General features: G+C 44.8%; 21 protein-coding genes. 12 read left to right on the top strand and 9 right to left on the bottom strand.

Going from position 1 to position 23284, the window contains the following annotated elements:
• The first annotated feature begins 109 nt into the window (after positions 1–109).
• Positions 110–457 (top strand): hypothetical protein, encoded by a 348-nt coding sequence (locus Q4Q57_RS11700; protein ID WP_106649060.1) that lies wholly within the window; start codon positions 110–112, stop codon positions 455–457.
• Positions 458–479: 22 nt separating this feature from the next.
• On the opposite strand, the gene Q4Q57_RS11695 is transcribed toward Q4Q57_RS11700, so the two are convergent.
• Both Q4Q57_RS11695 and Q4Q57_RS11690 read right to left on the bottom strand, forming a co-directional pair.
• The gene (locus Q4Q57_RS11695) at positions 480–1952 is read right to left on the bottom strand and encodes a DUF4145 domain-containing protein (protein ID WP_311890923.1); all 1473 of its coding nucleotides are present in this window, start codon (positions 1950–1952) and stop codon (positions 480–482) included.
• A 33-nt stretch (positions 1953–1985) separates the two neighbouring features.
• Positions 1986–2693 (bottom strand): hypothetical protein, encoded by a 708-nt coding sequence (locus Q4Q57_RS11690; RefSeq protein ID WP_106649058.1) that lies wholly within the window; start codon positions 2691–2693, stop codon positions 1986–1988.
• Between the two features lie 190 nt (positions 2694–2883).
• On the opposite strand from Q4Q57_RS11690, the gene Q4Q57_RS11685 reads away from it, so the two are divergent.
• Together Q4Q57_RS11685 and Q4Q57_RS11680 are read left to right on the top strand one after the other, a co-directional pair.
• Positions 2884–3414 carry a DUF2780 domain-containing protein gene (locus Q4Q57_RS11685; protein WP_220591418.1) on the top strand — a complete coding sequence of 177 codons (531 nt, stop codon included), beginning with the start codon at positions 2884–2886 and terminating at the stop codon, positions 3412–3414.
• A gap of 100 nt (positions 3415–3514) precedes the next feature.
• Positions 3515–3988 (top strand): TerB family tellurite resistance protein, encoded by a 474-nt coding sequence (locus tag Q4Q57_RS11680; protein ID WP_006084588.1) that lies wholly within the window; start codon positions 3515–3517, stop codon positions 3986–3988.
• 175 nt (positions 3989–4163) lie between these two features.
• On the opposite strand, the gene Q4Q57_RS11675 is transcribed toward Q4Q57_RS11680, so the two are convergent.
• Positions 4164–4988, bottom strand: coding sequence for an HDOD domain-containing protein (locus Q4Q57_RS11675; protein WP_006079648.1), 825 nt, complete (start codon positions 4986–4988; stop codon positions 4164–4166).
• 339 nt (positions 4989–5327) lie between these two features.
• Here Q4Q57_RS11675 and Q4Q57_RS11670 point away from each other — a divergent pair, with 339 nt between their 5' ends.
• A complete protein-coding gene (locus Q4Q57_RS11670) occupies positions 5328–5939 on the top strand; it encodes an energy transducer TonB (protein ID WP_063882434.1) in 612 nt (203 codons plus the stop codon).
• A gap of 90 nt (positions 5940–6029) precedes the next feature.
• On the opposite strand, the gene yjeH is transcribed toward Q4Q57_RS11670, so the two are convergent.
• Positions 6030–7292 carry an L-methionine/branched-chain amino acid transporter gene (gene yjeH / locus Q4Q57_RS11665; RefSeq protein ID WP_311890922.1) on the bottom strand — a complete coding sequence of 421 codons (1263 nt, stop codon included), beginning with the start codon at positions 7290–7292 and terminating at the stop codon, positions 6030–6032.
• A gap of 251 nt (positions 7293–7543) precedes the next feature.
• Between yjeH and Q4Q57_RS11660 the strand changes: the two genes are divergently transcribed.
• Complete coding sequence (locus Q4Q57_RS11660) at positions 7544–7975, top strand: Lrp/AsnC family transcriptional regulator (protein WP_006079646.1); 432 nt, start codon at positions 7544–7546, stop codon at positions 7973–7975.
• Between the two features lie 279 nt (positions 7976–8254).
• Here Q4Q57_RS11660 and nrfD read toward each other — a convergent pair whose 3' ends face one another.
• The 4 genes from nrfD to Q4Q57_RS11640 form a co-directional block, all read right to left on the bottom strand.
• Entirely contained in the window at positions 8255–9196 is a 942-nt protein-coding gene (nrfD, locus tag Q4Q57_RS11655; protein WP_311890921.1) for a cytochrome c nitrite reductase subunit NrfD, read from the bottom strand.
• Complete coding sequence (locus Q4Q57_RS11650) at positions 9193–9879, bottom strand: 4Fe-4S dicluster domain-containing protein (RefSeq protein ID WP_220591421.1); 687 nt, start codon at positions 9877–9879, stop codon at positions 9193–9195. Before Q4Q57_RS11650 ends, nrfD begins: the two co-directional genes overlap by 4 nt.
• 9 nt (positions 9880–9888) lie before the next feature.
• Complete coding sequence (locus tag Q4Q57_RS11645; protein ID WP_107402906.1) at positions 9889–10350, bottom strand: nitrite reductase; 462 nt, start codon at positions 10348–10350, stop codon at positions 9889–9891.
• 77 nt (positions 10351–10427) lie between these two features.
• Positions 10428–10904, bottom strand: coding sequence for a DUF2726 domain-containing protein (locus tag Q4Q57_RS11640; RefSeq protein WP_006079641.1), 477 nt, complete (start codon positions 10902–10904; stop codon positions 10428–10430).
• A 409-nt stretch (positions 10905–11313) separates the two neighbouring features.
• Here Q4Q57_RS11640 and Q4Q57_RS11635 point away from each other — a divergent pair, with 409 nt between their 5' ends.
• From Q4Q57_RS11635 to menE, 5 genes are all read left to right on the top strand, one after another.
• On the top strand, positions 11314–12282 hold the full coding sequence (locus Q4Q57_RS11635) for a LysR family transcriptional regulator (protein ID WP_311890920.1): 969 nt from the start codon (positions 11314–11316) through the stop codon (positions 12280–12282).
• A gap of 181 nt (positions 12283–12463) precedes the next feature.
• Positions 12464–14185, top strand: a complete 1722-nt coding sequence (menD, locus tag Q4Q57_RS11630; protein WP_311890919.1) for a 2-succinyl-5-enolpyruvyl-6-hydroxy-3-cyclohexene-1-carboxylic-acid synthase — start codon at positions 12464–12466, stop codon at positions 14183–14185.
• A complete protein-coding gene (gene menH, locus Q4Q57_RS11625) occupies positions 14185–14979 on the top strand; it encodes a 2-succinyl-6-hydroxy-2,4-cyclohexadiene-1-carboxylate synthase (protein WP_311890918.1) in 795 nt (264 codons plus the stop codon). Before menD ends, menH begins: the two co-directional genes overlap by 1 nt.
• 27 nt (positions 14980–15006) lie before the next feature.
• The gene (gene menC / locus Q4Q57_RS11620; protein WP_311890917.1) at positions 15007–16101 is read left to right on the top strand and encodes an o-succinylbenzoate synthase; all 1095 of its coding nucleotides are present in this window, start codon (positions 15007–15009) and stop codon (positions 16099–16101) included.
• A gap of 1 nt (position 16102) precedes the next feature.
• Entirely contained in the window at positions 16103–17518 is a 1416-nt protein-coding gene (menE, locus tag Q4Q57_RS11615; RefSeq protein WP_311890916.1) for an o-succinylbenzoate--CoA ligase, read from the top strand.
• Between the two features lie 4 nt (positions 17519–17522).
• Here the strand turns inward: menE and Q4Q57_RS11610 are convergent, their stop codons facing one another.
• Positions 17523–18761, bottom strand: a complete 1239-nt coding sequence (locus tag Q4Q57_RS11610) for an EAL domain-containing response regulator (protein WP_311890915.1) — start codon at positions 18759–18761, stop codon at positions 17523–17525.
• Positions 18762–19090: 329 nt separating this feature from the next.
• On the opposite strand from Q4Q57_RS11610, the gene Q4Q57_RS11605 reads away from it, so the two are divergent.
• Complete coding sequence (locus tag Q4Q57_RS11605; RefSeq protein WP_131525758.1) at positions 19091–19717, top strand: response regulator; 627 nt, start codon at positions 19091–19093, stop codon at positions 19715–19717.
• A complete protein-coding gene (locus Q4Q57_RS11600; RefSeq protein ID WP_311890914.1) occupies positions 19714–23280 on the top strand; it encodes an ATP-binding protein in 3567 nt (1188 codons plus the stop codon). Before Q4Q57_RS11605 ends, Q4Q57_RS11600 begins: the two co-directional genes overlap by 4 nt.
• Positions 23281–23284: the final 4 nt, after the last annotated feature.

Here is a 23284-nt window from a genome sequence, read left to right as displayed (position 1 = left end):
ACAGCTAAATAGCCTTAGAGGTAAAATAAAGTAAATTAATCAAGATTAACGTGACCTAGACACACTCGCTATTGCACACTAAATGTCCACTGCCTATCGAGGAGTTCTTATGATTTATCACCAGTTCCAACAGAGCCCGCTGCAGACCCGAATTTCTGGCCCACGGGCTTGGTTAGCCATGGCGCTTAGCGTTAGCCTGATCTGTTTATCGCTATTTTTATTGCCCTTCGTGCTTTTATTTGGAGCTATTGCGCTCGGTTGTTTAGTCCTGTTTAGCCGTTTTTACATGGCACGTCAGTTGGCTAAATTTAACCAAGCACAGGCAAACGCCAAGCAACATGCCCATGCAGCAGAAGAGCCACAGAGCCAAGTTTATGGTTCAGAAACAATTGTTAGGGAAACGAATGCAACGCGCTATCAAGGGCGAACTTTTGAGCATAAAGAGGATGAACACTAGTTCAATCGAAGCAAAACTGCGCTTAAGCGAGTAAGGTCTGTGCGCGATTAAGGCTATGAATTTCCGCGGGATCTTGAGTGACTTTAAGTACATTTTCAATCTGTAATGCAAGAGAACGCCAAAGAGGCTCGATAATATCAGCCTCTTTTTTATTGGCATTTTGTCGCGCCAGCTTCAGCAAAGCGGCGGCTCCCACAACATCAACTCGCCCTAAGATACCGTCGGCCAGCGCCATACTCAGCTCGATCATCGCGGGCACACTGTGGCCATATTTAATCACTTGGCGCAGATAATCCTCAGCCTGAGTCAAGTCACTACCAAAGGCATTATCATCATTAAGCATATGCTGTGCCCGCGTCAGCATGGCATCGAGTTGTCCTTGCTCGGCAGCTTCTGCCATCCAATACTCGCTGGCAATCATATCTCGAGTACAACCGTCACCATTGGCGAGCATTAATGCCAAATGATACTGAGCGTGGGGATAACCCGCTTGTGCGGCTTTACTTATAAAATGATAGGCTTGGGTTATATTTTTTTGCTGATAATGCAGCACCCCCAAGTTCGCCATCGCTTCGGTTTGCTCACCCTCCGCTGCGCGCTGTAAGTATTGCTGCGCTAACTTGCTATCGGGTTGAAACGACTCACTGCCGACAAGATAAAAATATCCCAATAACGCCATCGCATTGACGACCCCAGCCTCGGCCGCCGTCGCAATAAGTTGCTCACCTTTCGCCACCTCTGGCACACCTTGATAACCGTGGATCAAGGCCACACCGTGCTCATGTAAGGCTTCCATATGCTTAGGCGCCGCAAGGGCAAACCAATAGGCGGCACGGGCAAAACGGTCAGCGGCGCTGATGTGGGAAGTAAGAGGTAAAACGCCAGAAGGTTCTGGATTAGAAGTAGCTTCAGCTGAAGTGGCAAACTCTTGATCTTGTTGCTGCTCTTGCTCTTTCAGTATCAGAGCCTTGGTCTTAAAGGATATCCCCACTAGATATTGGGCTTCGGCGTCATCTTCCATCACAGCGCGGTAGCATAAATCCTTCGCCGTCAGAGTATCAGATGCTTCATAACGATAATCAGGTGCGACTTGGCCTTTAACCTTGGGATACAAGTGTTCGACTAGCGCCAAAACATCTTTAATAGATTTTTGCGCCAGCGCGAACAATTGCGCTTGGGTCAGGTGATATTTTTCAGGATGAGCGCCGCGGTTACCGTCGGCCCGCAATCGATGCAGGGCGCGGGTCGTCTTAACATCAATAACACGCTGCTGATTTAGTTGCTCGATCCTGTCGTATAGATTCGGACTCGAGAACGCGATTTGCTTATCTTGTCCCAGTAACTCAGTAAGCTTGTGGGTAAAGCTGCGAATGTGCAGTAGCGACTGAGTCGGCACATCCTGCACATAGCTTTTCGCTTTGAGATAGTCATCACTCAAGGAAGCCGAAAAATCTTGGATAAACTCACTATCCTTAATGACTGTTTTCGTCCCCATGAGTGATTCCCTGCAGGCTGAATTGAGTTTACATTACTCGACGCTTGGTTTTTTCGACACCATATATAAGCGGAACAAAGCCACGTTAACGAATAAACCAATGAAAGACATAAAGGTATCCGATAGCATTTGCAGCGGCAATCCGCCCATAGCGGCGGCACCTGACAGCAGATTACCCACCACAGAAAGAGGCAGATATAGCATTAATAGTGCAATAGTTTTCAGCACGATAGGGCCACTAAAGCTAAAACTGCCCTTGATGGCTTCCAGCGGTGTTAAACGCTCAACCACGACCATAAAGTTCACATAGGCCAAACGGGCGAAGAGATAGAAGCTAATAACCAACCCCACCAGCCACACAGGACCAAAGGCAGCAAACAGCATCACTGGCGCTAAAATCGCTAAACCAGAAAACACCCCAGCTAATAATAGTGGTGGAACAAAAGGTAAACTGGCCTTCAGCACCATGCCAGCAGAAGGACTATGCCCTTGAGAACGCAGTTCTAAAAACAGTGTCAGGGCGGCGATTAATACCGAAAAAGTGAGCAGTAACAGCATCATGGCGACCATGTGTGGTGCGCCAAACTGTGGATTTTCAAGATCGACTTTACTCATCTCTACGCCAAGCCACAACTGGATCCCCACTTGGATCAAAAGTAATGGAATCGTCAGCATAGCGAGTTGCGCCAGATGATTACGGAAGAAGTTATAGGCTTCTGACAAAATTGCGGACAGTGACATGCGACTTTCCAAATAATTGAAATGAATTAACACTTAGAATTGCCGCTAAGGATACCGAAAATCCCGAAGCAATGCACAGCAGAAATCACCAGTGTGAATCGTAAATCACAGAAAACTACTGCAACAAAAGTTGCAAACCCGCTAAACTGTCCTGCGAACACGTGCGCAAACCATCAAAGGACGCTTCCATATGAAACACACTCTTACCCTCTCGATCTTCCTCGGCACTTGTATTTTAGCGGCGCCAGCCAGTGCAGGATGGTTAGATAACTTGGCCGGAACTCAAGCCAAAACGGAAAAAGCGGCCACGACGGCGGCAGCGACTCAGTCAAATGATTTGGTTGGCAACGTCATGTCACAATTGGGTTTAAACCAAACTCAAGCCGAAGGTGGCTTAGGCAGTTTATTAGGCTTAGCACAATCTAGCCTAGGGACAACCGACTATTCAAAACTGGCTGCCAGCATTCCTAATGCCGATAGCTTGTTAGCGGCAGCACCTAAATTGGACTCAACATCAGGCGTTTCTGGCTTGTTATCCAAGGCGGGTAATTTAGGCTCATCACTGCAAGGCAGTGCTATGGTGTTAGACGCCTTTGAAAAATTGGGTATTTCTAAAGATCTGGCGATGCCAATGATCAACATTGCTAAGTCTTACTTAGAAACCAATGGCACTGAAGGCACCTCTGACTTACTGATGAAAGGTCTGAACTCGCTACTGTAATCCCGTTTTATCTCACCCTAAGCAACTCAGTGCTTAGGGTGAACTTTCGCCCCTCAATCGACTCTACCTTATATTGCCCCCAACATGAGAACCGCCAAATATGATTGCGAAGTTAAGACGATTCTTTGAAGCACATACGCAAGCAGTCTCACCTGAAGACAAGGCGCATCAACTTAAACTCGCCGCAGCGAGCATGTTACTTGAAGTGGTGTTTGCCGATGATACCTTAACGGCAGAGGAAGAAGCCTTATTGCCCAAGTTACTGACAGATACACTATCAATGTCAGAAACTGACGCTAAGATACTGATTGATGAAGCCAAAAGCGTGCAAGGTAGCGCGACCTCACTGTTTGAATTTACCTCAGCCATTAACGCTGAATTTAGCCTAGCGCAAAAGCAGCAATTATTGCTCGCGATGTGGCAACTGGCCTATGCCGATGGACAGTTATCCCAATATGAAGACCAAATCATTCGTCGCACCGCTGATTTGCTGTACCTCAAACACAGCGAGTTAATTCAAATGCGCAATCTTGCCATCGCCGCCAATCGACATATAGATCAGGCGCCTCAGTGATTCAACGGTTGAATCAAAGTACTAATCGATTAATCCGCCGCATAAAAAAGCGTGAATGCGAAACGCTATCTCGTTTCACATTCACGCTATAGTCTCAAGACTCTATTGATATCGCCTTTGACTAAAAATGATTTGTCCTGCCGCGCGATTGACTTAAACCCAACTCACCTAAACCCTAAGCTAGGGCTCTACCGATTTCGAACCCTGAGCCGCGTAACTCAGTCAACTTAGTCCGCAATCCCCCCATCTCCATCCTTAATCCTTTCTTGGTGGCTAACTGAGATAACCAACTGGTTTTCTCATCATCCTCAATCGTGTCCCACTCATCCAACACTTTGTAAGATAGGCATAATAATGCGGCAAGTTTTGAAAATGGGTCCGAATCCTTAGGGTGATCTTGATATAAAATACCTTCCACTAACGCTGTGGTGAATTTCCAATTTTTAGCCAGCAATGCGCCAATATCGGGTGAATCATATCCAAGCAACTCACGTTCAAACTCATGCTTATCTTTGCCCTGAGCCACGGCTTCAGCAATTTTCGCCGCATCTTTAGGTGACACAGCCGCAATGAGTAAGTCGCCAATACGGTGCAAGATACCGCAGGTAAATGCTTCTTCAGGCATAGCACCACAACGTTTCGCCATTTCTTGGCTATAAAGGGCAATCTCAAAGGTTTGTCCCCAAAATTGGGCTAAGTCGATTCCTTCACACTTAGGAACCGCGCCAATGACGGCCGATGCAAGCACTAAGGTACGCAGGGTTTGCATCCCAAGACGCACCACGGCTTCGTCGATCGTGCCCACCTCTCGACTGCGTCCGTAGTGAGCACAGTTGGCAAGGCGTAATACCCTAGCGCTGATTAAGGGATCGTGTGCAACCTTAGTGGCAATACTTTTTACTGTCGCATTGTCGTCATTGACTGCGTCTAATAGCTCACTGATCGCCTTGGGTAACCTGGGTAATTCATCCACTCGATTGAGTAACGCAGCTGAATCCATTTTTATGCTCCTTCTATATGAATGATCAAAATATAGAACACAAGTTATCGCCTCGCTCACCGAGATACATTAAATATCAGTAATGTGCGGTCCTTCGGCAACAAAGCATGGTGGTCATCAGACTTAAGGTTTACCTCTCGATTTAACTTAATTTAATCACACGCGATTCTATCCTGCTCCGAGATCAACAAAGCGCTACGCAGGCTGACGTTAAGCTAAAGCGGAGTTGAACCCTTAACGCTAAAGGAGCAACCTTAGTTAAATTGTAAATAAATATTTCAAAAATTCAGTAAAGAGTGATATTGATAAAAGGCTATTAACTCACTGTAAGGAAGCAATATGAGCCAAAACGCACTCGTTAGCCGCACTGGTCTTATCTTAGCTAGTGCTTTAATCACCTTAGGGCTGTTCGTCTTTATGGCGCAGCTCATCAACAATCCACAAACTGTCACAGGACAGGCCTCGGATGCGCCGCAAATCAATATACTGATGGCAGAACGCACGCCGATACCGCCAAAAGAAAAAACTAAGCCCGAACCACCCAAGCCCATTCCTGCACGGGAGCGTGTGAGTGTTCCCGGTGAAACCAGCGAGTCGTTAACTTTTACCCCTGAGACATTCATGCCCGAAATGCCAACGCAAACCACCCTCTATACGCAATCTGCGATGACAGCCGAAGCTCTGCCAGTTGTGCAAGTGTCGCCTCGTTATCCCATAGATGCGGCGCAAAGTGGTAAAGAAGGTTATGTCGTTGTGGGGTTTGATATTACGGCCGATGGCACTGTGAGTAATGTGCGGGTATTGGATGCGAACCCTAAGCGTGTTTTCGATAAGGCGGCGTTATCAGCGGTGCAGAATTGGAAGTACAAGCCGAAATTTGATGCAGGCAAAGCCGTTGCGCAACTCAATCAGCAAGTGCAGTTAGACTTTAAATTAGATCAAAAGATTTAATCCACAGACGAATCAAAACGCACAAAAAAGCCCTGCAATCTCTTTCGAATTAAAAGAGTTCAGGGCTTTTTGATTGAACTTTTTTCAGGATTACTCAGGAATCGCTAAACCTTGTTTGCGGCTGATATGGGTCTTTTGCCACCAGAGAAATGGCGCCACCACTAATATCAACACCAACACATAGGACATGCTCGTACCTAGGGCAAAACCTAATGCCAAGCAAAACGCACAACCCAGCGCTACTAGTGGCCAATTATGGCGCGGTAATAACTTAGCGGCCGCTAACATAGCCATCAAATAGATCACCACAAATACGCCGTTGCTCCATGCAATAAGGTGTTCTAACTCTTGTCCAGTAAGATAAGTCAGCACTATCACGCTCGCCATCACAGATAACAGTGCAGCCAGCGCGCGAATAGGTACGCCGTGGGCATTCTTCACCGCAAAAAAGCGCGGCAAAATGCCTTCACAACTAAAGCTCCACACTAAACGTGCCGCACTGGCCGAATACACGTTCACGGTTGCCAATCCACTTGCAATCCCCAACACGCCAATCACTTGCGCGCCGTAACCACCAAGCAACTGATCAAACACGCCGATCATAGCGACGCTTTTATCCGTCGGCACTAACAGTAGTAATAGTGTACAAGCCACATAAATGACGCCCACCAGCACAGTGCCCATCATCATAGCGGGGATCATATCCTGCTGCGGACGGCGAAAATCATCGGCCAGATGGGTCATAGCTTCTATGCCCAAAAAACTCCAAAAAGCGATGCCAGCGGCAATCATCACGGTTGGCATTTCAGGCATACCATGGCTCGCGAGTGTTGTCAGATGACCAGGCTGAAAACTGCTTGCGCCAAATAAGAGGACAACGACGGCCACTATGCACAGCGTTAAGCCAAATTGCAGCTTGGCCGACACTTGAATGCCCCTTAAATTAATCAGGAACAGGCCAAAAATCACTAATACTTCAACACCGACCTTGGACCAACCCGATATTGGCATTAAGGCATTCACAAACTGAAAGGTCATCAAAATCGCGGCGGGGGCGCCCATGGGCACAACCAGTAAAAAGATCAGTCCAATTGTTCGACCAGCGGTGCGACCAAAGGCTTTTTCGACAAAGTAAGCGGGGCCAGCGGCATGGGGAAATACACTCGCTAAACGGCCAAAGACCAGCGCAACAGGAATAATGGCTAAGGTGAGCAATATCCATGCGACTAGCGCGCCAGATTGCGCTTTTTCAATTGTCATCTGAGGCAAAATAAACACCCCAGTACCGAGCAAAGTGGTCGCCATTAGACCCGCACCTTGCCAACGACCTATAGTTCCGCTATTTGAATTCATCTGTTAATATTCTGTGGTATTTGAGCTGTCAGTATAGTGAGATTTTGCCCCACAATCTGCCGTTAATTTCAGTGTTCTCCACGCCCCATACCGGCAAAATCACGGCAAATAGCGTTATTTCCGTCAAAATGACGGCCAGCTTAAGGTGTGGTGAAATTATAAGCTCAAATACTCAGTAAATTCTGTTGCCATTCAAACCAATGGCAAAATTGCACACAGATCCAATATAGCCATTTTCACTGGAGTCACCCTTGGATAAATTCGATACCGCCATCATTCATAGTTTGCGTCAGGATGCACGCCAGAGCGTGTCGAATATTGCCGAACAAGTGAACCTTTCCCGCAGCGCGGTAGCCGAGCGGATTAAAAAACTCGAACAGACTGGGGTGATCCGTGGCTATCAAGTACTCTTGAGTGAGTCGCAAAAAGAAGGGGTGTCGGCTTATTTCGAAATCCAGCATCAATGTCCACGTTGCGCCGACGTAGTACACGTATTCCAAGCGATCCCAGAAGTGATCACTTGCCGTGGTATTTCCGGTGATATGGATTTACTCGTGTACGTGCATGCACCCTCAATGCGCCGCCTGCATGAGATCCGTGAATATATCGACACGCACACAGATATCATCAAGATCAAAACCCATGTGGTGATGAGTGAGTGGATTAATAATTTAGGCGAGTAAAGGAAAATCGAGTGGCCCTAAAGCAAGAAACGCCACCCTAAGGAATAGAGGTGGCGAGGCCCATTTGGAGGCAGGGCAAAATATTGAAGTGTAAAATATGGCATCCTTGCCCAGCGACCTCCCTGTTACACAACCAACCGCGACTAGACTTACCCCTTGAGAGCTCAGCCAGCGCCGCAAGGGCCTCATCTACAATGTTTTCCTTTGACATTGTTTCCGCGATCCGTCGATTTCCTTGATTCTTATCATCTTGTTCGGCTTGAATGAAGCGTTCGCACCTTAAGCGATCGTCATTTGTCCTGTGTACAGTATGAAGTTACGTAGCAATAACACCCCGATTAAGCTCAGGCAAGCCGTCCCTGCTACATAAGCCCATTTGCGTTTCGACGTCGTGGTCATAAACAGGTTCATCGCTAACGGGCCTGATAAACCGAGTCCGATAATCCCTACCCAGAAAATCCAGCCCCAGAAGCCATAACCTAAGGCATTAAAGGCGGCAATTTTACTCTGTCCTCCGGTGAGCAATAAGCCAACGAAGAAGGTAAACAGCAGCACAATCTCAACTAAGATCAGCGGGATTTCAACCTTGTGGATAAAGTGCACCTCTTTGTCATTCGGTTTGCCATTCATCAACACGCCACCGAGTAAAGAAGATGCCGCACCGGAAGACAGCCCAGATGCCAAGAACAGTAAAGGCAGCACAGGATTTTTCAGCATGGGATAACCAGGTAATGCCGATAACAAGAAGCCGGTATACGCGCCCAATGCTAAGGATAGAATCACCAGTAATCCCGTGATCGTCGCCTCAAACCGAGCTAGCAAAGCCGTCAGTTTAAGGACGATAGGAAAGCGCGATTCACACCAAGCATCGACTGGTTTGCGAAAGATCAACCCAATCCACATAAACATAAACACTTGGTAAATCAACAGAATCAGTACACCCATCGACATCACAGATTTAGGGTTGTAAAACACCAAAATCTTCCAGAAATCGAGGGGTTTAGTTAAATCTGCGACCAATATGCCTAAGCCCGCCATTACGGCGACTGGGGCGACAATACAGGCGGCACGTATAAAACCAGACTGATAGGCGTTTTGCTTCAAAACAAAATGTTTCAACAGTACGGCGAAGAACATAGCCCCTGCTGATACACCCGCTAAAAACAGGTAAATTGCAATCGGCCAATGCCAGACTAAGGTATCAAAATGTAGGGCACTCATAGTATCACCTCCCCGGATTTTGCCAGGATACGGAACAACTTAGGTCGCGTTCCGAGGGCGACTTTCGCGCGTTGAGTTGGGTTAGCGCGCAGCACTTGTACTAACTCAGACGTTGGATCTTTTAAATTACCAAACACTAACGCCTTAGTCGGACAAGCCTCAACGCAGGCAGGCTGTTTACCTTGCGCAAGATTCGTCTCACGGCAGAAATCACACTTATCCGCCGCGTGGGTGACTGGATTAATAAAACGAATTTTGTAAGGGCAAGCCGCAATACAATATTGGCAGCCGACACATTTCCACGCATTGACTGACACTATGCCGGTTTCTTTATCAATGAAGGCAGCCCCCGTTGGGCAGACGTTGACACAAGGTGCATCTTCACAATGCTGGCAAGAAACACGGCTAAAGTGATAATACTCATTCGGATACTCACCGAACGGTCCTGTTTGCTCAATCCTGACCCGTGAAACCCCTTCTGGCACTTGATTGGTTTCACGACATGCCACTTCACATGCGCGGCAACCAATACACTTAGCTTCATCATGAATCATCGCATATTTAATATCTGACTCTGCTTTAACACTATCCGATGCATTCACTGTGGCGAGCAGTGATGCGCCCGTAGCGCCAGCAAATAAGGCACATGTGCCTTTTAGAAATCTTCTTTTAGAATTTTCCATAACCTACCCCTACTGGCCACTATGGCAATTGCGGCACAGCTCACTGCGAACTTTTGGCGTCATATCCGCCATAGGTTCGGTTGGGCTATGTAATTTATGACAGGCGGCACAGGGCACTTTTTGTGCATGCACATTATGCGTCCACTCGGTTTCACCCAGTTTTCGCTGTGTATGGCACTTGTGACAAACGGCGAGCTGAGTATCAAGCTCCGAGCCATCTTTCAGACCAAACACCACGATATCATTCGGCTTTTTAGGGTGGTCGCCTTTTTCGCCATGACAGGTTGAACAGGTCATTTTCATCGCATCTTGGCCGTGATGCCCTAACATTTGACCGTTACGTTTGTGACACTTCATACAACTCATGTCACTGTTAATTTGAAGGGCCGACTCGGCACTTGTCGCACCAAAGCTTAAAAGCAATGCAATTGCACCCAAGCGAATCGACCACAGCCATTGTCTTTTGGACATAGGGAGTCCTCACATTTATTTGGGGAAGGAAGAAGAGGAGTGTCAGGGTTCGGAGTTACCCGAACCCGACGGTCGGATCAGACGGCTAACGCTTGCTTTAGGCTTTGTGTATCCCACTGTTTATGTTGGTTCATTTCAATAAAGTTGATATTGAACTTACTAAACAGCTTTTTCATTGGCGAGTTGTGTTCTTTACCAAAATCACTGATCACCATTTTCACTTCAGATGAGTCATGATCTATTAACACATAGTCTAGTCGGCACTCGTGATTTAAATCAGCATCATGCTGGTCCATTTCAAATACAGTGTCTAGCGGGACATTACAACAAACATCGTATTTGCCTTCCACTACGGTTTTTAAAGATTTAAAAAAGTTAAAACTTTGTTTATCGAACAGTACTGGTTTAAGTTTCATTTCATGATGTTCTGCCTCATCTGGGCCCGCTTTAAAAAACTTAATGCAGGTCATGACGAACATGACAAAAACAAATGGCACTGCTACAAACAGCACGAAATACATAAACGCATAGCTGAGAATGACTGAAGTATTCATAACGCCTCCAATAACCTATTTATTTTTTGTTATCTCTTTTAAAGCAACTTTAGTATTAACGTGAAGCGTTTTATTTTTTTTGACCAAGATCACATTTAACAATGGCAATTTAATAATAAACAACAAGTTAAGAATTCGATCTCATTTCCATTTAGCGCAAATCTTGAATGTAAAAATAGATAATTGATAATCGCCAATGTGAAATTCAATTAAATGAATTTCACCTTTTAAAATTCCAAATTTATCTTTATCACATTTTTAAATATAAAAAACATTAAATCTAAAAACGACACTAGCAGACTGCGATATTATAGTTTTGAAGTTGAGATATGTTTCACATTAAATTTATTTAATGACGCCATAATTAATCGTTCTTTAAAGTATTTGCTCGATAAAAGGGATATAAAAAATGCACATTAGTAACATGGATGGCCTGGATATTCTGAGTTTGAAAATACTCGTTTCATTATATGAGAACAAGTCTGCAACTTATGTATCTAAGGCTCTTGATATTCCGGCTCCTAAAATAAGTCGTAGCCTTAAAAATCTACGGGAAATTTTTGGTGATGAACTTTTCATTCGTCGTAAATACGGACTATTCCCCAATGAGTTTGCGACCCATTTATATCCAATCGCGAAAGAAGCCATTGAATGTACTGATAAGTTTCATAAGGCAAGAGCCGCAAATGCTAACTTAGTGAAAACGCATATCGAGATTGCTGCTCCCGGCTTGATTGCTTACGCTTTTCCGAAAGCGTTAATGCAGGCCATTAAAGATGAACAGAAGCTGATGCACATTAATATCACGCCTTGGTCTATGCATACGACCCAAGACATTATTAACGGTGATACTACGCTGGGCATTTGCTGCAATAAAAGCACGGCTGATGTGGCCGCCTTTGGCGATAAACTCCTGACGACCACTTTGCAACGCATGGATAAGGTTTACCTTATTGCGAGCCGTAATCATCCTATTTTCAAACGAGAAATTACTTTAGAGACGATTGCAGAATATCCCTACGTCAATACCGACCTCGGTAATCCCAGTTCTAAGCTCAGTCCTTACCAAGAGTTTTGTCTGAAGAGCAACATTAAACTCAATACTGAAATTACCATTACCAGTATTTCAAGTTTGTTTGAATACTTAGGAGAGAGTCAGGCACTGTCGTTATTGCCCTATCGCGTGGTTTACGAGATGGTGGGTGATGTGGCTGAGCTGCACACATGCCAGCTGTCGCAACTCGAAGCCGAACGTTTATATGCTCACGCCGAAGCGCCAACCATTTTCTTAGTGCAAAAAAATCAGCCAAACAAAGTGAATGATGATTTAGTGTGGCTAAGTGGACAGATTAAAAAGATTGTTGACCATATTATTTAGCCCAAAGCAGCTTGCACAACCCATAGACTAGCCACTGTACAGAGGTGATAGGCATCCCTTGCCTTAGCTTAGGCTCCACCTCAGCCCCCATACAAACCCGCCGAGAATTGTTAAGCCAAGCATACATCTTGGGGCATAAACACGTTACACTAAGCCCATCTTTATCCTAATAGATTCAGCTATGCGGACCGAAAATACAGCCACTCTTAATCTTATTTGGGGCGCCCTTATTCTTGAGGAGTTAGCACGTCTTGGCGTGCAACATGTGTGTATGGCACCGGGCTCGCGCTCGACGCCGTTAACCCTCGCCGCCGCCCAGCAAACTAAACTCCAGCGTCACCTGCATTTTGACGAACGTGGACTCGGCTTTATGGCCTTAGGTCTGGCAAAAGCCAGCCGCGCACCGGTCGCTATCATTACCACCTCGGGCACTGCGGTCGCTAACTTGTATCCTGCGATTGTTGAAGCTTGGCTAACCCACGTGCCTTTGATCGTCTTAAGCGGCGATCGTCCACCCGAATTACTCGGCTGCGGCGCCAATCAAGCCATAGTCCAACCGGGGATTTTTGCGAATTACGCTACCCAAGTGAATTTGCCAACGCCGGATGCGCATATCGCACCGCAGGCGTTGCTCACCACAGTGGATGAAGCGGTGGCGAATCAAACTCGTCCAGTGCACATCAACTGCATGTACCGTGAGCCCTTATATCCGAGTGAACTCAGTGGCGTGATTCTCGATACCGAATCGCCTTACCTCAAACCACTGCAAACTTGGCTGCAGCTCGCCCGCCCGTATACCCAATACGGCAAGTGCAAACAATTGAGCAGCCCCAGTGACGATGCCATCATGCGGTTCGTCCACGGTAAAGGCGTGATCGTTGTCGGCACACTCACGCCCGAACAAGATCCACAGCAACTTATCGCCCTGTCGCAAAAAATCGGTTGGCCGTTACTTACCGATGCCCAGTCGCAATTGCGCCAACATCCCGCGGCAATAGGCAACATAGACCAACTGCTGCAACATCCAAGGGCACGCAATCTATTACAAGAAGCCGATCGTGTACTCGTGTTCGGCGGGCGTTTATTGTCAAAACGGGTGATAGGTTATCTTGCCGAGCAGAATTGGCATAGCTACTGGCAAGTGTTACCCGAGCAAGACAGGCTAGATCCAAGCCACAATGCGAAGCACATTTGGCATGCCAATGCAGAGCAGTTTGCGGCCTTGAACTGGTATCGCTCATCCTCGGCAAACTGGGCGAATACCTTAATCACCTATAACGATGAATTGCATAACTTATTTGTGCGTAATATCGATCAAGGGGAATTTGGTGAAGCGCAAGTCATACGCGCCATCGCTAACACTCGCCCCTTAGAACAGCAGCTTTTTATCGGCAACAGCCTCCCTGTAAGACTATACGACATGTATGCCCCTGTCAGTTGCTGCACAGCGACCACTTATACCAACCGTGGCGCTTCGGGTATTGACGGCTTACTCGCCACCGCCTGCGGCATTGCGGCCCACAAAGGCAAACCTACCAGTTTGATCATCGGTGATTTATCGCAACTGCACGATCTTAACTCGCTGGCCATCGCCAAAGGCTTAAGCAGCCCGCTGGTGATCGTGATCCTCAATAACGATGGTGGCAATATCTTTAACTTATTGCCGGTTCCCAATGAACAAGTCCGCAGTGATTATTATCGACTCAGCCACGGCTTAGAATTTGGCTACGCCGCAGCCATGTTTAATCTGCCCTATAATCAAGTGGATAATTTAGCCGATTTTCAAGATAGTTATAATGAAGCGCTGGATTTTCAGGGGGCTTCGATCATTGAAGTCAATGTGAGCCAAAACCAAGCCAGCGACCAAATCGCCGCGCTCAACCTTTGGGTGAAACAAAGCTAATGCCAACCATGGCCCGTTACGGCGATCCTTCACTACCGACCTTAGTGCTACTACATGGCTTTTTAGGCACTAAGGCCGACTGGTTGCCGTTAATGCCTACGCTAAGCCTGCACTTTCATTGTATTTGCTTGGATCTGCCGGGCCATGGGGATAATCAAGCTGAAGGGTCGACTGAAGCTAAGCTCGATTTTGACTTTTGCGTCGAAAACATAGTGACGCGGCTCAATAGCCTTAATCCAAGTCCCGACCAATTTCATCTCTACGGTTATTCCTTAGGCGGGCGTATTGCCTTGCACCTTGCAAAAGCCTATCCGCAGCGCTTGTTAAGTCTGAACCTCGAATCCTGCCATCCGGGGCTCGCAGACCCGCAAGAAAAAACGGCCAGAACCAAGAATGATGCCCAATGGGCCGAGCGTTTATTGCATCTGACCAGCAAAGATTTTTTAAGCCTGTGGTATCAGCAGCCCGTGTTTGCTGACATGACTGTGGCCAAACGTAAAGCCTTAATCGAGCATCGTTCTGCAGCATTAGATCTGCATCCTAAACAGCTGCTTAAAGAGGTATTCTTAGCCACTTCACTTGCGCGCCAAGCATCGATGTGGGATGTGCCTTCGCAACTTGCCTGTGAGTGCCATTTCTTTGTGGGCAGCCAAGATACCAAGTTCCACGCCCTCGCCCAAGAATGGCAATTACACGCGCCCATCCTCGTCCATAGTATTCACGGCGCCGGCCACAACATACACCAAGCAGCTCCCGAGGCATTAATCGCAACAATAGTTAAGCTGCTAGGGTAAATAACAGCATTTAAATGTAGGAAATATATGATCTTAACTTCGCTTAACCTGTATCAATATCGACTACCGCTCGACGTATTATTGCCCGTCGGCAAGCAACGCATCGATCACAGGGCTGGATTAGTATTGCAAGCCTGCGCCAGAGCCGAGGGCGAGCACAGACAAGTCGAAGTTGAAATTGCCCCACTCTCAAGCATAGATGTCGATGAACAAGTCTTAGTGGGATTTAGCCGCGAAACACTGGCTCAAGTGCAAACGGCGTTAACTGAGTTATTACCCCAACTCGACGGTCAGCATATCGATACCCTGCTGGATTACGCCGAGCAAAGCCCTTACCCTTCCTTGGCCTTTGGTTTAAGTCTGTTGCATGCCAAGTTAATGGGTAAGCTCGATGCTATCCGCCCACAAACTGCCACAGTCCCTTTGATTTATCATCCAACAGATGCGGGCAAAGACTTGCTCGATAACAAGATTGCGGCGCTCGGCATGCATGTTCATTCGGTGAAAGTTAAAGTCGCGCAGACCTCAATCGAAGACGAACTGAGCCTGATTTATGGCATTTTACGCACCCGCCACGATCTCAAGCTACGTTTAGACGCAAACCGAGGGTTTACACTGGAACAAGCGATCGAATTTGCCGCTTGTTTGCCCCTAGACACCATCGAATACATTGAGGAACCTTGCCTGAATCCTCATGATAATCATGAATTTTATCAAGCGATTGGTATACCCTACGCCCTCGATGAATCGCTCAATGATCCAGAATACCAGTTTGTAATGCAAAATGGCCTGACTGCGCTTGTCATCAAGCCTATGCTGCTCGGCAGTATCGAAAAGCTAGCTAATTTAATCGATACGGCGCAAAGCTATGGCGTACGTTGCATTATCAGTTCGAGTCTTGAAAGCAGTTTAGGCATTAGCGATCTGGCCCATTTAGCCGCGATTCTCACACCCGATGAAATCCCAGGACTCGATACCCTCAGCGCCTTTAGCCAAGATTTAATCGTGTCATCGGGTAAAAAACACTGCCTTACTCTGGCGCAACTTGAGCCCGTTGCACAACACGCCATTGATTCAACGCCGCAAAGTGATTTGGCTGCAGCCAAGCGTGAGGAAAACTAGTTTGTCTGACACCCGTCTATCAAAGTCGCTAGCATTGTCACCCCTGCACCAAGGCGCACTGGCGTTTCCACAACAGGCGGCCATCAAGTTGGCAAGGCAAGACATTCGTTACTCTGAGCTTAGCCAGCGCGTTATCGCTCTAGGTCAGCAGCTAAGAGCAGCAGGTCTTACAGAGGGTGAGCCACTCGCCTGTATTGCAGTGAATAATCTCCAGATGATTTGCCTCTATTGGGCCTGCATCGATATCGGGGCGATCTTTTTTCCTATCTCACCCCGTTTTCCTCTCGCGCAGATCCAAGGTTTAATCGATGAACATCAGATCCGCTATGTTTGGCGTGCTGAGATTTCTGATCTGCAGAATTGCAGCCAATTAGCCTTAGATTTTAATCGCCGCAGCAACGAGCTTGCTCAGCCTGTCGATGTTACCCGACCCGCCAATGTGATTTTAACGTCGGGGTCTAGCGGCTTTCCCAAAGCGGCGGTGCATTGCTTAGCCAATCATATTGCCAATGCCGAAGGTGCCCGCAGCTTAATCCCGCTCGAGCAAGGTGATGCTTGGCTGCTCTCATTGCCCTTATTTCATATCGGCGGCCTAGCGATATTAAACCGCTGTGCCTTAGTCGGTGCCAGTGTTGTTATGCCAGACCAAGCGCTAAGTCTGAGTCAGCAAATTGACCAAGATAAGCTGACCCACCTCTCTCTGGTGCCTGCACAACTAAGTAAATTACTGGCCGATACAAGTAGTAAGCTTAAAAGTATCAAAGCGCTATTGCTAGGCGGCGGTGCAGTCTCATTAGACTTACTCGTCGAGCTTAAGCAACGCAATATCGCCAGCTATACGAGTTACGGCATGACAGAAATGGGCTCGCAGATCACCACTGGCCCCGCGTTAAGCGATGGTAGCAGTGGCAAATTACTGCCCAAGCGTGAGCTTAAAATCGAAGACGGTGTGATTTGGGTGCACGGCGAATGCCTGTTTATGGGTTATCTCACCGCGGATGGAATACAAAAGTGCGTTGAACAAGACGGCTGGTTTTACACCAAAGACATGGGCGAATGGGACGAAAATGGTAATCTGCGCATTCATGGCCGCGTCGATAATATGTTTATCTGCGGCGGCGAAAACATCCAGCCAGAAGAAATCGAAGCCGCGCTTAAACTGCACCCACAAATAGACGATGCAATCGTTTTCGCCATACCAGATGTACAATTTGGCAATCTCCCTGCCGCCATCATTCGCGGCAGTTTAACCCACCACCCAGAGTCGATTGCAAATACGCTCGAACTGTTCCTTGCCAACAAAATCGCCCGCTTCAAACGTCCAAGACAATATTATTCATGGCCAGAAAATAATGAACAAATAGGACTGAAAGTGAACCGAAAATCCTTGATCCGTGAGCTAACAAAAACAAGTTAGTCCACTAAAACTCAAGGCTAAGCTCCTGTAGTTCTTTAAGCTGTAAACTCGCAGGAAAAAAACGTTGGATAAATGTTTGCTCATCAATAGGACGAGAAAAACAAAAACCCTGTCCAATCGTACAGCCAAGCTGTTGCAACAATACTAATTGGGAATTTGTTTCAATACCTTCTATCACTAACTCCATATTAAGTGCTTGTGATAACGCTATCACACTGGATATTGCGGCTTGGCACCTAGGCTCAACACTAAGTTCACGCACAAAACAACCATCTAATTTAATTTGTGAGAAAGGCAATTCGCATAAACGTGCCAATGAAGAATGTGCAGCACCAAAATCATCAATCGCTAATTCAAATCCTTGCATTCGCAAGCGGATTAAATTCTCCATATTCACTGCTGGCGCAGCCAACAAACCCGTCTCAGTAATTTCGAGGGTAATGCATTGAGGAAGAATGTTAAATTTCTTTACCATATCGACAATCTGATACACTAATTTAGTCGAATTAAGTTGAGAGATATCGAGATTATAGGCGAGAGAAATTAGGCTTTCATGTTGTTGTAAACGCTGTTGTAAAGCGCAGCCTTGCTCGAATAACTGTAAGAATAAATCGTCAAGTAAGCCATGTGAAATTAACCGGTCAATAAAAGTACTGGGATTTAACAATCCAAAATCAGGATGATGCCAGCGTGCGAGCATTTCTGCCCCTTTCAAGCTAAAACCTGCAACATCAAACTTAGGCTGATAAAACCCCACGAACTGCCTTTGCTTCAATGCTTGTTCAAAATCCTCAAATACAAAATTTTCGGGGCACCTAGCAGCGATAAAACCCGAAGAAATTTGACACCTTTGAATGCGACTGTTGGTAAATCTATCTAACATACGCTGCAAATTATCCACTGATGGACACTTACTTAAATCACCAAGATATTCAAAATTAAGCATTTTAATCATCTGCGATACAGACCGCCTGAGTTCCTTATCAATACAACTAAATAATGCAACTGAAGCTATATCGTATTTTGCTTTTGCTTTGCGCAAAAACGATAGACCATCAATACCTGCCATCATGAGATCGCATATCACTATGTCCGCACTATGATGCTCATCGAGCCAAACAAGCGCATCTTGTGCTGCCCCAAAAGCAAACACCTCAACGTTGGTAAGAGATGCAAGATTATGCTCAAGTACTGCACGTTGAAAGGGGTGGTCTTCTAAGACAATCACTCTAACCTTACCCATTGAATACCCTTTAAAATTAAAATACTAATAGACAAATGCCTGTTACGCCCTTGCCGCAAAAAAGCTGCAACACCGAGATATAGATAGTCAGCTATAATTTAAATCACTAGAGGATCAAAACTCGAGATACAAATATATACAGATGTGTATGAATTAAAAACAATGAGAATGCCTATGATTAAATTCATCTGCCTTCAAATATTTTACGACTATTATTTAAAAGAAATTGCTGAAAAATATGTAGGAAAAATCTTAATCACATAGTTTTATTTCACTGTAGCGACTTACAAAGGATAAAATCTGTACTCAATAGTTACGGAGTTACATGAATGAAAAGAAAAATATTAATAGTAGATGATCATCCAGTTGTTGTTTTAGCACTAAAAATCATTTTAGAACAAAGTGGCTTTGAAGTGATAGCAGAAACCAATAATGGTGTTGATGCATTAAAACTTATTAAAGAACTCTCACCCGATGCTGTTATTCTCGATATTGGCATCCCCCAATTAGATGGATTAGAAGTGATAGAAAGGTCAAGAAAACTCGTAAAGAGCACGCCAATTTTAGTCTTGACGGCACAACCATCTGATCACTTTGTTTCCCGTTGTATTCAAGCCGGAGCTTCAGGTTTTGTCTCTAAACAAAAGGACATGAATGAAGTCACTGGCGCGCTTAGAGCAATTCTCACAGGCCACTCCTATTTTCCGATTATAAGCAATAACAACATGATTGCTAAATCGAGTCAGGACGAGGCTGAACTCGTAAAAAAGCTTTCAACTCGCGAAATGGTGGTGTTGCAGCAGCTAGCAGTCGGCTTATCTAATAAAGAAATAGCCGAGCGTATGCTGTTAAGTAACAAAACCATTAGCACATATAAAACTAGACTACTTGATAAACTAAATGCAAAAAATTTGGTAGATATAATTGAAATAGCAAAGAGGCAAAACTTAATATGAGAAATGTTATTTTCATTCTTATATTGAGTCTAAATTCAATTTATTCACTAGCACATGAAAGTAAATTTACCCATTATCATTTGGTCGGCTATCAAGAGAAGGCTGCATTGCCTATCCAGCTATCATTAGAAGAGATTGATACACTTAAAAAATATAGATTGCTGAATATTGGCATATCGTCACCTGACTATCCACCATTTGACATGACAGTAAATGGTGAACAAGAATTTTATAAAGGAATTAGTGCTGACTATATACATATTATTGCTAATATGCTCAACATTGAAGTCAATATAAAACGTTATGCATCTCGGGAAAAAACAATTACCGCAGCGCTCAATGGAGAAGTAGATCTAATTACTACAGCAAATAAATTTGAACAAATGCACGGTCTGCTACTAAGTACACCTTATACTGTTGATAAGCCCTCTATATTCAGAAATGCTAACTTAGGTGATAATGAACAAATCAAGTCAATGTCTATGGCCTATGAGTACTTACCAGATGAAGCGATAACAGATATTTATCCAAATAGAAAATTACTCAAATTTTCCTCTAGACAGGCGGCCGTTGCTGCAGCTGCATTTCGGCAAGTTGATGCTGTGATAGTCGACCAAGTTTCCGCCAACTATTTAATAAACAACAACTTCTCAGGAAAACTTAAATTAGACACTCACTTGTCTCTAAACTCCTATGGCAGCGCCTTTGCTACAACAGAACAAAATAAGGCCTTAATAGATATAATTAACAAATCTATTAATAATATTTCACTCGAACAAAGAAAGCTTATAAGAAAACGCTGGAGTGGCGGTGGAAGCACCATTCCTTTTGCCTCAGAACTCCCCAGTTTTACAGCAGATGAGACGGCTTGGCTACAAAAAAATCCTAAAATAACAGTGGCAATTAATAAGTATGCGGCACCGCTAACATACCTTGATGATACACATAACGCTGAAGGGTTTGGCATTGAGGTTTTGGAACTAATACAAATGTATTCAGGGCTAAAGTTTGACTATATTGTTAACAATAGGTTTTCTGAACAGATTAGTTCCGTCCTCAATCATAAAGCTATGATGACAATATTTTCACCAAGTGAAGATCTTAATAAAAATATTATTTTTACTAAAGAATTTTCAAATTCACCTTATGTTTTTGTAACACAGAAAAATGCACAAGACCTAGATATTAACGCTATAGTTGTTCCCGATGGTACTTTTAATGATAACATGCTCAGAAAAATAAATCCTAATGCAGACATTATAATCGCTGACAATTATCTTGAGGCATTGAATAATATAGCGACTGGTGCAACAAATACCACTATTGTGCCACTGGCTTTAGCCGACTTCTATGTAAATAGTTATTTCAGCGATACTTTAGAAGTAAGTAAGATCATAGATGAATTGCCAAGAGCGTCTGTGGCATTCGGAATGGCGAGTTCAAATAAACTACTTAAGAGTATACTTAATAAAACATTAACTGTTATTCCTCCTGATGAATTACAAATCGCAGAAAATCGCTGGCGCCGCAATGCCCTACCTGCACGCCAAAGCTGGAAGGATTATAAGTACACTATTTATACTATTGTGATTGCCTCAACGATCATGATTTTAGTCTCAATTATTTGGGCTCTTTACACTCGAACTAATTATCGCAAGCGGCTATTAGCCAAAAAAGAACTTAATCAACAACTGCAATTTATGCAGTCCATTGTTGATGCCATACCTCATCCTATTTATGTAAGAAATAAGCGGCGTGAACTGACTATGTGTAACGAGAGTTACCTTAATGCTTTCAACGCCTCACGCGAAGATTTGCTATATAAGACCACAATGGAAGGAGCCAGTCGCTCTAAAGAGGCTCCTATTGTAGATAAAGAATATGTACAAGCCTTAGAGGATGGTATTGCCGTATTTAAGGATAGAGAACTTCATATAAATGGACATAAATATAATATTTATCATTGGTTTAAATCCTATGGCGATGAAGCCGGCAATATTGAAGGGATTATTGGTGGTTGGATAGATGTCAGCGATAGAGTCAAGCTTTTTGAAGAATTAGAATATGCTAAGGAAGCTGCGGACAGTGCAAGCCAAGCAAAGAGTACTTTCTTAGCAACTATGAGTCATGAAATCCGTACGCCAATGAATGCCATCATAGGAATGTTAGAACTGGTACTAAAACGTACAAATTCACAACAGTTTGATTTAAATTCAATTAAAGTTGCCTATGATTCCGCTAATGATTTACTTGAACTTATTGGTGATATTTTAGATATTGCTCGTATTGAAGCGGGTCAGCTGTCACTTTCGCCCATGAGAACCAATCTTAAGACAATTGCAACCTCTGTCGTGAGAGTGTTTGATGGACTAGCAAGGCAAAAAGGAATCACTTTACAGTTGGATTTCGATCCTGTTATTGCGAATGATGTACTCGTTGACCCTATGAGGATTAAGCAAATACTGTCAAATTTAATTGGTAACGCCATTAAATTTACTGATAGCGGTGGAGTAAAAGTGAAAATTCAATCAGAAAGTTTCACCAATACAACCCACACGATTCTATTTACTGTCACGGATACAGGAATTGGCATTTCGGGGGACGACCAACAGAAACTATTTACCCCTTTCAGCCAAGCGCAAGGAACCCACACAACCCATGGTGGTACAGGGCTTGGGCTCATGATTAGCCGCTCTCTGTGCGAAATGATGGGTGGGAGTTTAACCCTTGAAAGTAAATTGCATAAAGGAACTCAGATCAGCATGCAATTAACCCTCACCCAGCTTGAAGCCGAAGCAATCCATAACCCTTCACAACCCATTCCAGAATCGCATGTGAGTAATCCCCTCGATATCTTAATTGTTGACGATCACCCTGCGAATCGCTTGCTATTAGCCCAGCAGCTTAAATATTTAGGCCATAGTGTTGTTGAAGCAGAAAATGGCTTAATTGCCTTAAACATGTTCGAAAGTAAACAGTACCCTGTGGTGATCACCGATTGTAATATGCCAGAAATGAACGGTTATGAACTCTGTCAGAAAATTCGCCAACTCGAACACAAACGTCACACGCATGCTATCGTCATCGGCTATACCGCTAATGCCCAAAAAGAAGCCAAGGATGCCTGTTTAACTGCAGGGATGGATGACTGTTTATTCAAACCCATCAGCCTAATGGAGCTAGAAAGTATGATTAAACGGTTTACCCCAGAGAAAATCACCATAACCGCCACACATTTTGCCGCTGACGCAGTAGAAAAACTCACAGGAAATAATGCAGAGTTAGTCGATAAATTGCTTAAAGAACTCCTTAAAAGCAATCAAAGCGACTTGCAGTCCCTGTATGTAGCCCTCGAAAATAATGATTTGAGTACCATCAAAGAACTCGCCCATAAGATCAAAGGTGCTGCGAGAATTATCGATGCACAGAAGCTTATGTCTGCCTGTGAAATGCTGGAAAATGCGAGCCATCAGCAGTTGAATACTTATGTTGAAGCCGTATCTCAGGCTATTGCTTCACTCGAGGCAGAAGTGATCTCTTATACCCAAACAGCCTCAAAATAATGCC

It is taken from the genome of Shewanella sp. SP2S2-6, from assembly GCF_031931965.1.
Taxonomy (GTDB): Bacteria; Pseudomonadota; Gammaproteobacteria; order Enterobacterales; family Shewanellaceae; genus Shewanella; species Shewanella baltica.
Note: the sequence above shows the minus strand (reverse complement) of the source record. Positions and strands in the feature narration are given on the sequence as shown.

Excerpts from the sequence above, each read along its gene's own strand:
- yjeH (WP_311890922.1), bottom strand. The coding sequence starts at position 7,292 with ATGAATTCAAATAGCGGAACTATAGGTCGTTGGCAAGGTGCGGGTCTA.
- Q4Q57_RS11645 (WP_107402906.1), bottom strand. The coding sequence starts at position 10,350 with ATGTCCAAAAGACAATGGCTGTGGTCGATTCGCTTGGGTGCAATTGCA.
- Q4Q57_RS11600 (WP_311890914.1), top strand. The coding sequence starts at position 19,714 with ATGAGAAATGTTATTTTCATTCTTATATTGAGTCTAAATTCAATTTAT.
- nrfD (WP_311890921.1), bottom strand. The coding sequence starts at position 9,196 with ATGAGTGCCCTACATTTTGATACCTTAGTCTGGCATTGGCCGATTGCA.
- menH (WP_311890918.1), top strand. The coding sequence starts at position 14,185 with ATGCCAACCATGGCCCGTTACGGCGATCCTTCACTACCGACCTTAGTG.
- Q4Q57_RS11610 (WP_311890915.1), bottom strand. The coding sequence starts at position 18,761 with ATGGGTAAGGTTAGAGTGATTGTCTTAGAAGACCACCCCTTTCAACGT.
- Q4Q57_RS11695 (WP_311890923.1), bottom strand. The coding sequence starts at position 1,952 with ATGGGGACGAAAACAGTCATTAAGGATAGTGAGTTTATCCAAGATTTT.
- menD (WP_311890919.1), top strand. The coding sequence starts at position 12,464 with ATGCGGACCGAAAATACAGCCACTCTTAATCTTATTTGGGGCGCCCTT.
- Q4Q57_RS11675 (WP_006079648.1), bottom strand. The coding sequence starts at position 4,988 with ATGGATTCAGCTGCGTTACTCAATCGAGTGGATGAATTACCCAGGTTA.
- Q4Q57_RS11650 (WP_220591421.1), bottom strand. The coding sequence starts at position 9,879 with ATGGAAAATTCTAAAAGAAGATTTCTAAAAGGCACATGTGCCTTATTT.
- Q4Q57_RS11690 (WP_106649058.1), bottom strand. The coding sequence starts at position 2,693 with ATGTCACTGTCCGCAATTTTGTCAGAAGCCTATAACTTCTTCCGTAAT.
- Q4Q57_RS11685 (WP_220591418.1), top strand. The coding sequence starts at position 2,884 with ATGAAACACACTCTTACCCTCTCGATCTTCCTCGGCACTTGTATTTTA.
- Q4Q57_RS11680 (WP_006084588.1), top strand. The coding sequence starts at position 3,515 with ATGATTGCGAAGTTAAGACGATTCTTTGAAGCACATACGCAAGCAGTC.
- Q4Q57_RS11635 (WP_311890920.1), top strand. The coding sequence starts at position 11,314 with ATGCACATTAGTAACATGGATGGCCTGGATATTCTGAGTTTGAAAATA.
- Q4Q57_RS11700 (WP_106649060.1), top strand. The coding sequence starts at position 110 with ATGATTTATCACCAGTTCCAACAGAGCCCGCTGCAGACCCGAATTTCT.
- menC (WP_311890917.1), top strand. The coding sequence starts at position 15,007 with ATGATCTTAACTTCGCTTAACCTGTATCAATATCGACTACCGCTCGAC.
- Q4Q57_RS11670 (WP_063882434.1), top strand. The coding sequence starts at position 5,328 with ATGAGCCAAAACGCACTCGTTAGCCGCACTGGTCTTATCTTAGCTAGT.
- Q4Q57_RS11640 (WP_006079641.1), bottom strand. The coding sequence starts at position 10,904 with ATGAATACTTCAGTCATTCTCAGCTATGCGTTTATGTATTTCGTGCTG.
- Q4Q57_RS11605 (WP_131525758.1), top strand. The coding sequence starts at position 19,091 with ATGAAAAGAAAAATATTAATAGTAGATGATCATCCAGTTGTTGTTTTA.